This window comes from Streptomyces sp. DH12 (genome assembly GCF_020873895.1).
Taxonomy (GTDB): domain Bacteria; phylum Actinomycetota; class Actinomycetes; order Streptomycetales; family Streptomycetaceae; genus Streptomyces.
The window spans coordinates 1-423 of sequence record NZ_JAHWGT010001327.1; the positions used below are offsets into that span (position 1 = coordinate 1).

Below are 423 nucleotides of genomic sequence, written 5' to 3' on the forward strand. Positions count from 1 at the left end.
GGAACAGCAGGAGCAGCACGGACATCGCGGACCCGGTGCCGAAGTTCCAGGTCACGAAAGACGCCTGGTAGATGTGCACGGAGATCAGGTCGGCGGCCTCGGGCGCGCTCTTGCCGAAGAGGACGTACGGGGTGTTGAAGTCGTTGAACGTCCACAGGAACAGGACGAGGACCAGCACCTGGTTGACCGGTCGGAGCGACGGCAGGGTGATGCGGCGGAGCTGCTGGACCATGCCGGCGCCGTCGAGGGCGGCGGCCTCGTACAGCTCACGGGGGATGTTCTGCAGGCCGGCCATCACGATGAGGAAGGCGAACGGCCAGCCCTTCCACACCGACACGGTGAGCAGGGCGACGAAGCTGTTGTCGCCGATCAGCCAGAAGGAGGGCTTGTCGGTGAGGCCGAGCTGGTCGTGCAGGACGTGGT

1 protein-coding gene is annotated in these 423 nt (G+C 66.0%); it reads right to left on the reverse strand.

Annotated features, from left to right (window positions below):
* On the reverse strand, positions 1-423 hold a 423-nt coding region (locus LPA54_RS39920), incomplete at both ends, for a carbohydrate ABC transporter permease (RefSeq protein ID WP_228985308.1).